At 70.5% G+C, this 8,428-nt stretch carries 7 protein-coding genes; 4 read left to right on the top strand and 3 right to left on the bottom strand.

The window, feature by feature from the left end; all coding sequences use genetic code 11:
- Positions 1 to 225 precede the first annotated feature (225 nt).
- Positions 226 to 1,737, bottom strand: a complete 1,512-nt coding sequence (locus FCN22_RS13960; protein WP_238384737.1) for a flavin-containing monooxygenase — start codon at positions 1,735 to 1,737, stop codon at positions 226 to 228.
- Positions 1,734 to 2,528 (bottom strand): exodeoxyribonuclease III, encoded by a 795-nt coding sequence (locus tag FCN22_RS13955; protein ID WP_137122168.1) that lies wholly within the window; start codon positions 2,526 to 2,528, stop codon positions 1,734 to 1,736. The genes FCN22_RS13960 and FCN22_RS13955 overlap by 4 nt, the downstream gene beginning before the upstream one ends.
- 136 nt (positions 2,529 to 2,664) lie before the next feature.
- Here FCN22_RS13955 and FCN22_RS13950 point away from each other — a divergent pair, with 136 nt between their 5' ends.
- Genes FCN22_RS13950 through FCN22_RS13935 form a run of 4 tightly spaced genes read left to right on the top strand, consistent with a single transcriptional unit; the run spans position 2,665 to position 7,285 of the window.
- Positions 2,665 to 3,441 (top strand): SDR family NAD(P)-dependent oxidoreductase, encoded by a 777-nt coding sequence (locus FCN22_RS13950; protein WP_137122167.1) that lies wholly within the window; start codon positions 2,665 to 2,667, stop codon positions 3,439 to 3,441.
- A gap of 32 nt (positions 3,442 to 3,473) precedes the next feature.
- Positions 3,474 to 4,280, top strand: coding sequence for an SDR family NAD(P)-dependent oxidoreductase (locus tag FCN22_RS13945; RefSeq protein WP_202911576.1), 807 nt, complete (start codon positions 3,474 to 3,476; stop codon positions 4,278 to 4,280).
- 1 nt (position 4,281) lies between these two features.
- Positions 4,282 to 5,202 carry a DMT family transporter gene (locus FCN22_RS13940; RefSeq protein ID WP_137122165.1) on the top strand — a complete coding sequence of 307 codons (921 nt, stop codon included), beginning with the start codon at positions 4,282 to 4,284 and terminating at the stop codon, positions 5,200 to 5,202.
- Positions 5,183 to 7,285, top strand: a complete 2,103-nt coding sequence (locus tag FCN22_RS13935) for a bifunctional phosphatase PAP2/O-acyltransferase family protein (RefSeq protein ID WP_137122164.1) — start codon at positions 5,183 to 5,185, stop codon at positions 7,283 to 7,285. Before FCN22_RS13940 ends, FCN22_RS13935 begins: the two co-directional genes overlap by 20 nt.
- Here the strand turns inward: FCN22_RS13935 and FCN22_RS13930 are convergent.
- On the bottom strand, positions 7,177 to 8,418 hold the full coding sequence (locus tag FCN22_RS13930; RefSeq protein ID WP_137122163.1) for a PucR family transcriptional regulator: 1,242 nt from the start codon (positions 8,416 to 8,418) through the stop codon (positions 7,177 to 7,179). The two genes, FCN22_RS13935 and FCN22_RS13930, sit on opposite strands and share 109 nt — an antisense overlap.
- Between the last annotated feature and the right edge of the window lie 10 nt (positions 8,419 to 8,428).

Below are 8,428 nucleotides of genomic sequence, written 5' to 3'. Positions count from 1 at the left end.
CCACGCCCCCGACCCGGCGTCGCGGACCCGGCCGCGCGCGGCGAACTGCGCGATCCGCACCACCTGCACCGCCGCCACACGGGATCGGCCACCATGCGGCAGCCGGAAGACCACGCCGAGGCAGAGGCATACCGGCCCTCGAGCGTCCCGCAGGCACGAGGCTAGCCGTCGCCACCGACAGGTGAGGAGAACACCGCCCCAACGCACCCAGGACAAGCGACGTGGTCAGGTGCGGACCCCGTCGAAGACGTAGCGCTCCGGCCGGAAGTCGCGGGTCTGTCGGCGGAAGGACACCGTCGAGCCGGGCCAGATGACCCGGTTGACACCGGTCTTGTCGAGGTACCAGCTGTGGCACCCGCTGAGCCAGACCGAACCCCTGCTGCGCCGCTGCAGGCCACGGTTGAAGTCCTCCTGCACCTCTGGCAGCACCTCGACCGAGCGGGCTCGGCGCCGGTCACGCTCCTTGAGCGCCTCGATGATGAGGTCGACCTGTGCCTCGATCATCAGTAGCATCGAGTTGTGACCGAGGCCGGTGTTGGGGCCGAGCAGCGTGAAGAGGTTGGGGAAGCCGGAGACAGCCGCCCCGAGGTGAGCCTCCATCTGCTCACCGGTCCACTCGTTGCCGAGGTTTCGTCCGTCCTTGCCGAAGATGTCGAGGAAGGCGTAGGAGCCGGAGACGTCGAAGCCCGTGCCGAGCACCAGGACGTCCAGGTCCCGGCGTGTGCCATCCGCAGTGACCACACCGGTGGCATCGACGTGGTCGATCGGCGTGGTCTCCAGTGCCACGTTGTCCCGTTGCAGGGCCGGGTAGTAGTTGTCGGCCAGGAGGATCCGCTTGCAACCCATGGTGTAGTCGGGAGTGAGCAGCCCTAGGAGTCCCTCGTCGGCCACCTGGCTGCGTAGGTGTCTCAGGGCGATTCGTTGGGCCGCCTTCATGAAGAAGGGGTATGACGTGAAGCCCAGCACCTGCGCCTCGGACCGCCAGTAGAGCGACGACCGGTAGGCTCGGTGGAGGGACGGTAGTCGCTCGAAGAGTCGTCGCGTGACCCTCCCGAACTCGCGGTCGTTCTTCGGCAGGATCCAGGGTGGTGTCCGCTGGAAGACGGTGAGCTCTGCGGCGCGCGGCGCGATCTCTGGAATGAGCTGTGTGCTGCTCGCTCCGGTGCCCACCACGCCGACTCGCTTGCCTTTCAAGGACATCGCGGGATCCCACCACGCGGTGTGCACCACCTCACCGGCGAAGTCGCCGAGTCCGGGGGCGTCCGGAAACGCTGGTTCGTGCAGCGCACCCACGGCCAGCACGAGCGCGCGGCACCGGATGACTGCCGGGTGCTCTCGAGGGCCGCCGATGGTGAGCGTCCACACGCCCGACGTCTCGTCATACTCGGCGACCTGCAGCGGGCTGTCGAACCAGAGGTGGTCCTCGACGGCATACTTGCTTGCGCAGCGCTTGAGGTAGTCGTGGATCTCCCCTGCGGGCGAATACGCCCGGGACCAGGCGGGATTGGGCTCAAAGGAGTAGGAGTAGAGATGCGACGGTATGTCGCAGGCGCACCCCGGGTAGCGATTGTCCCGCCAGGTGCCACCCAGGTCTGCCGACTTCTCGAGCACGATGAAGTCGTGTTGGCCGTGCTTCTTGAGGTTGATCGCCATCGCGAGGCCGGAGAACCCGCTGCCGACTACCACGACCTCGTGGTCGACCTCGCGGGTGAGCCAGACCGAGTAGGTCGGCCTCACTGGTCGGAGAGGTCGACGATGACGGGTGCGTGGTCGCTGGCGCCCTTGCCCTTGCGCTCCGCGCGATCGATCAGGGCGCCGGTGACGCGGCCCGCCAGCGCGGGTGAGCACAGCGCGAAGTCGATGCGCATGCCCCGACGCTTGGGAAAGCTCAACCGCGTGTAGTCCCAGTAGGTGTAGACACCCGGACCCGGCGCGTGCGGGCGCACCACGTCGGTGAAGCCGGCGTCGACGATCTCCCGGAAGGCGGCTCGCTCCGGTGGGGAGACGTGGGTGCTGTGCGCGAACACCTCCATGTCCCAGACGTCGTCATCCTCCGGCGCGATGTTCCAGTCGCCCGTGAGCGCGATCTGCGCGTCCGGGTCCGCGGCCAGCCATCCCTGCGCTGCCACCCGGAGCCGAGCCAGCCAGTCCAGCTTGTAGTCGAGGTGCGGGTTGCCGAGTGCGCGGCCGTTGGGCACGTAGAGGCTCCACACCTGCACACCCGCGCACGTCGCACCCAGGGCACGGGCCTCGGTGGCGAGCGGCTCGCCATACTCAGGCATGTCCGTGAATCCTCGCTGGACGTCCTCGATCCCGACCCGTGAGGCGATGGCGACGCCGTTCCACTGGTTCACACCGTGGAGGGCCACCTCGTAGCCGAGGGCGCGGAGTCGGTCCATCGGGAACTGGTCGTCCCGGGCCTTGGTCTCCTGCATCGCGAGCACGTCGACGTCATGGCGCTGCAGGAAGCCCTCGACCCGGTCGATGCGGGAGCGGATGGAGTTGATGTTCCAGGTAGCGATGCGCACAGGGGAGACCGTACCGGGCGGCGGCGACCCAGAGACCGACGGCAGGACGGCCTTCCGGACGGGAATGGGCCCGGCCACACCGGGGAAGAGGAGTTTGGGAAGGTTGGGTCACCATCCACCACGAGAGCGAGAGTCGATGACCACTGCACTGGTGACGGGAGCGTCGTCCGGGATCGGTCTGGCCTTCTGCCATGAGCTGGCCGATCGTGGCCACGACCTCGTGATCGTGGCGCGGGACCGGGCGCGGCTCGAGAACCTGTCCGACGAGCTGCGCGCGAGACACAGCGTGCGGGTCGAGGTCCTTCCCGCGGACCTGGCCGATCGTGACCAGGTGCAACGGGTCGCCGACCGCACCGGCGATCTCGAGCGTCCGGTCGACCTGCTGGTGAACAACGCCGGCTTCGGCCTCGGGCGCGGCTTCATCTCTGGCGACATCGCGGGTGAGGAGCGCGCGCTCGACGTCATGTGCCGGGCCGTGATGGTGCTGTCCCACGCGGCTGCTGGTGCCATGCGGACTCGTCACCGTGGGGCGATCATCAACGTGTCGTCCGTGGCCGGCTTCGTGGTGCTGTCGACCTACTCGGCGGTGAAGTCGTTCGTGACCGTCTTCAGCGAGGCGCTGTCGGGTGAGCTGGCAGGCAGCGGTGTCACCGTCACGGCCCTGTGTCCGGGTTTCACGAGGACGGAGTTCCACGATCGGGCCACAATGGACATGAGCCGGCTGCCCGGCCCCTTGTGGCTCGACTCCGGTCGGCTCGTGCGCGACGGTCTCGCCGATGCCGCGAGGGGCAAGGTGGTCAGTGTCCCTGGCCCCGCCTACAAGGCGGTGGTGGCGCTGGCGCGCGTGGCGCCACGAAGGTTGGTGCGACGTGTCTCGCACGCGATCGGCTCCGGGAGGCGCCGGCAGGGCTGACAAGGCCGAGCATGGCCGTGAGAGGAGACAGGGTGCGCCTGGACGGCAAGGTGGTGCTCGTGACCGGTGCCTCCTCCGGTATCGGCGAGGCGGTGGCGGATCGTCTTGCTGGGCAGGGAGCCCGCGTCCTCGTCCACGGTCGCGACCCCGTGCGCGTACGCCGGGTTGCGGACCGGTTGTCTGCCACCGCGCTCACGGTGGATCTCCGCGAGCAGGGAGCCGTTGCGGAGTTGGCCGACCAGGCGCTGGCCGCCCACGGCAGCGTTGACGCGATCATCCACAGCGCTGGTGTCGGGTGGTCGGGCCGGCTCGACCAGATGCCACCGGACACGCTGCGGACGCTGTTGCGGGTCGACCTCGAAGCCCCCGTGGAGCTCACCCGTCTCCTGCTGCCGGAGATGCTCCGCCGAGGCACCGGTCACCTCTGCTTCGTGTCCTCGATCGCCGCTCGCACCGGTGTCGCCGGCGAGGCCGTGTATGCCGCGGCGAAGGCCGGGCTGGACGGCTTCGCCGAGAGCCTGCGCTACGAGGTGTCCCGGGCCGGGGTGGAGGTCAGCGTCGTCGTCCCCGGCGCGGTCGACACCCCCTTCTTCGAGCGCCGTGGCCGTGCCTATGGCCGTCGCCGGCCCAGGCAACAGCCCGCGGATGTCGTGGCGGCCGCCGTCGTCCGGTGCCTGGAGGAGGGGCGTCCCGAGGCGTTCGTGCCGACGTGGCTGCGGGTGGCCGGCGTGGTCCGGGTGGTCAGCCCTGCCGGATTCCGCCGTCTGAGCGACAGATTCGGCGAACAGGTGCCCCCCCGCCCTGGCGGCGGCTCCGGGGACTCGCGGGATCCGGGCTGACATGTTCCTGGCCACGCTCATCGGACTTGCCGCGGCGTTCCTCTTCGCCACGGCCGCCTTCCTGCAGCAGCAGGGAGCCCGCAGCGTGCTCACCGAGCGCCTTGACGAGCCGTCGTCGACTCCGTCGGCGTTCGTGAGCGGTCTGCTTCGGGGCGTGCGCCAGCTGCCGCGCCAGAAGGTCTGGTTGACCGGCTGGTTGACCAACCTCGCCGGCTTCTTCGCCCAGGCCGTGGCACTGCACTTCGGGTCGGTGGCGCTGGTGCAGCCACTCCTGTCCACCCAGCTGCTGTTCACCATGATGCTGCTGGCAGTGAGCAACCGGCGGACACCACCACCTCGCTACTGGCTGGCCGGTGCCGCCATCGGTGGCGGACTGACCCTCCTGTTGACGGTGGACGGCGCGACGCCGCTGTCGGCGCCCGCGGACCGGCCTCGGGTGGTCATCGCCGCCCTGTCGGCGGTCGGCCTGATCGCCCTCCTGGTCGCGGCCGCCGCGCGACGGCCGATGCTCGTGCGCAGCATCCTCATGTCGGTTGCGGCCGGCTTCTGCTTCGCGTTCACTGCGGTTTTCATGAAGCTCACCACCGACGACCTGTTGACCATGGGGGCGGGCGGCACCGCTCGGGACTGGCCGGGCTACTGCCTGGCCCTCTCGGCGCTGTCCGGCGTGGTGCTCGAGCAGGCGGCCTTCGCCACGGGCCCCCTCACGTGGTCGGTCGCGGCGATGAACATCACCAACCCCACGGTCAGCTACCTGCTCGGCATCCTGGCCTTCCAGGCCTCGCCGCCCACGCAGCCCGGCGCGCTCGCGTCGATTGCGGCTGCTGGCCTCCTGATCGCGCTCGGAGTCGCGGGTCTGGCTCACGGGCTCGCCGGCGACGACCGACACAGCTGGCGGAGACGTGTCTCGCGCCCCGCGTGAGGTGCAGCGCCCACCGTGGCAGCGCGAGATCGTCCTCGGGCTGGCGTTGTTCGGCGTCTACATCTTCGTGGACGCCCTTGGTGGCCCGGATCGATTGGTGACGGCAAAGGCCCATGCCGCTGACCTGTTGGCCTTGGAGCGCTCCCTGCACCTCGACGTCGAGCTGGCGGCGAACCACTGGCTGGCGCCGCACGACGTGCTGAGGATCCTCGCCAACTACGAATACGCGTTCAGCTACCTGATCAGCGCCTTCGCCCTGATCCTGTGGGTCTACTGGCGCAGGCCATGGCACTGGCGGATCGTGCGGGACTCCTTCGCCGCGCTCAACCTCGTCAGCATGCTGTGCTTCGTGGTCTACCCGGTGGCCCCGCCGCGGTTCCTCGCGGACAGCGGCTTCATCGACACCGTCCAGACGGGGCACACGCTCGGCTCGTGGGGCTGGGCGTTGACCGACCAGGCCAACCAGCTCGCCGCGATGCCCTCGCTGCACGTCGGGTGGGCGTTGTGGGTCAGCGTCATGCTCGGCGTCGTCGTTGCGCCGCGGTGGATCCAGCTGGTCAGCGCGGTCCACGTCGCCGTCACCGTCGCGGTGATCGTGTCGACCGCGAACCACTTCGTGCTCGACGCGGTCGGCGGTTTTGTGGTGGTGTGGGTCGCGGTGCTCCTGGCGAGAGGTGGTGCGCGGTTCGTGGACTCCCGTCGGACGGTGGTGCCGTCAGCCGACGCCTTCTTCTGGCACCTCAACACGCCGCAGGCTCCGCAGATCGTGGCAGGGCTCGCCTACTTCGAGCCGACCACGCCGTCGCTGGGGAAGGGACCCGCCCCGGACCTGGACGACGTCCGCCGAGCGGTGGCGCTGCACCTGGCACGGCTCCCCCGCTTCCGGCAGCACCTCGCGGTGGGATCGCGCTGGCGTCGGCTCCGCTGGGTCGACGCCGAGGAGGTCGACCTGTCCTGGCACGTGGTCGAGCACGACCTTCGTGGCCCGGACGGACGGGCCGCCCCGCACGACGTCGTGCAGGACTACGTCAACGCGATGACAACCACCCCCCTGCCCGACGACAGGCCCCTGTGGCGGCTGATCGTCGTCCGGGGGGTCGCGCCCGGACAGTCGGCTCTGCTGGTGATGGCGCACCACACGTTCTCCGACGGTCTCGGCGTCATCGAGAACATCCGTCAGCTGCTCACCCCACCCCCGGGCCCCCCACCTGTCGCCCCGGATGCTCCGGGCCCGTGGCGGCGGGCGGCGGCCACGGCATACGGGCTCGCCCAGCTCGCCACCGACGGCCGGGCGACGGTCACCCTGTCCGACCCTGCGGCGTCGGCCAGGCGGTTTGCCGGCGCACCGATCGACCTGTCGCTGCTGCGCGACGCTGCCCGGCGGCAGGGCTGCCGCATCACCGATGTGGTGCTCGCCGCCACGGCGGAGGCGCTGGCGACCACGCACCCCGAGCTCGCGCAACGGGCTCGGTCGCGACTGCGCGTGGCGGTGCCGATGATGCTGCGCGCCCCCGGGTCCACCGACGAGGGCAACGTCACTGCGGCGGTGATGATCGACCTCCCGCTCGAGCCGATGGCCCCGAGCCGGCGGGTCGCACTGATCCGTGAGCGGACGGCTCGGCTGCGGACGCCGACCCGGGCCCTGGGCTCGCGCTTCGTGATGTCACGAGTGCTGGGGGTCCTCCCCGAGCCCGCCGTGGCCTGGTTTGCCCGCACCGTCTACGGCCGCCGCTTCTTCCAGGCGATCGTGTCCAACGTGCCCGGGCCGGTGGACCGGGTGGCGTTGGCGGGATCAGCCGTCACGGGTGTGCTGCCGGTGCTGCCCCTCGCCCCCGGCGCGCCGCTCACCGTGGGCACGCTCGGGTGGACCGGCGTCGTCGGCGTCGGGATGGTCGGTGACCCCGAGGTCATCGACGTCGACCAGTTGGTGAAGTCCTTCGTCCAGGCGGTGGAATCGCTGCGGGACGAGCCCGGTCAGGAGTCCTGGGGAGCGCCCCAGACCACGGCGAGGAACAGCCGCGGGCGCTCGGTGGGATCGTCCAGCGCCGCCCCGAAGGACTCGCGCAGCTGGCCGAGGCGGTAACGCACGGTCTGCGGGTGGATGCCCAGCTCCGCCGCCACGGCCTGCTGGTTCCCCTGGTGCCGCAACCACGAGGCCAGCGTCGTCAGCAGCCGCGACCGCGCCGGGGCCGTGAGGCCGTTGAGCGGCGCCAGGGCTTGTGAACGCAGCGCCTTGATGAGCAGGTCGTCGCGGTGCACGATGATCGTGTCGAGGTGGTCGGAGACGAAGACCGGGTCCCCCTCGAGCAGGCCCTCCCGGGTCAGCCGCTCGGCGATCATGGCGATCCGGGCGCTCGCCGGCAGGAGCGTCAGCGGAACGGCCGGCCCCACCACGGCGCCGGCTCCGGAGAGGGACTCCTCCAGACGGCTGCGGTGACCGGGACCGGCCGTGTCCGGGATGATCGCGCCGAAGAGCCCGTCCTGCTGCAGTCGCAGCCACTGCGGCCCGCCGTGTCCCACCGCGCGGCGCGCCGTCTCGTCCTCGGGGTCGACCAGCACGATGGAGGCCTCCGTGGGCAACCGCCACCCGGCCCTGGCGGCAGCGTTGCGCAGCGCCAGCATGTCGGAGCGACCGGAGACCAGCAGCTGGGTCAGCTCGTCGCGGAGCCGCTCACGGGCCAGGTGGTCCTCGGACTGCTGCTGCGCGTAGCCGTAGGCGGACGAGGAGGAGAGCCGCCCGACGAAGACGAACACCGCCTCGGCGAGGGCCGCGACGACGTCCGGCTCCATCTCGAGGGAGAGGGCCGTCTGGGAGACGTAGCGCCAAGCGACGCGCGCCCCGACCTGGTAGGCGGTCAACAGCATGGTCAGGTCCTGCCCCTGCTGCGCCTGCAGACGGCCGATGGACTCGAAGAGTGCGTCACTGTCGTGGGCCATGCCGGACGACGAGAGCCGAGCGTCCTGGGAGCCGAGCTGGTCGATGCGCGCCACCTCGAGCAGCCACTGGATGAAGGACGGCCCGGCGCCGGCCACGTCGGCTCGCCGCTGGCGCAGGAACGCCGCGTAGTCCGGCCACTCCGGCTCGAGCATCTCGGCCACCTCGGCCAACAGCTGCGGAAACCTCCGGCTGAGCGCCTCCCGCAGTGCCTCCTGGTCGAAGGACGGCGTGGGGTCCGGCTCGCGCGCCGCGAAGGCAGGAGCATCGCTGTGCGACATGAGCCCAAAT

It is taken from the genome of Segeticoccus rhizosphaerae, from assembly GCF_005222685.1.
Taxonomy (GTDB): Bacteria; Actinomycetota; Actinomycetes; order Actinomycetales; family Dermatophilaceae; genus Segeticoccus; species Segeticoccus rhizosphaerae.
This window is presented reverse-complemented; position numbering and strand designations above follow the sequence as displayed.

Coding starts and splice junctions, on each gene's coding strand:
- FCN22_RS13950 (WP_137122167.1), top strand. CDS start 2,665: ATGACCACTGCACTGGTGACGGGAGCGTCGTCCGGGATCGGTCTGGCC.
- FCN22_RS13940 (WP_137122165.1), top strand. CDS start 4,282: ATGTTCCTGGCCACGCTCATCGGACTTGCCGCGGCGTTCCTCTTCGCC.
- FCN22_RS13930 (WP_137122163.1), bottom strand. CDS start 8,418: ATGTCGCACAGCGATGCTCCTGCCTTCGCGGCGCGCGAGCCGGACCCC.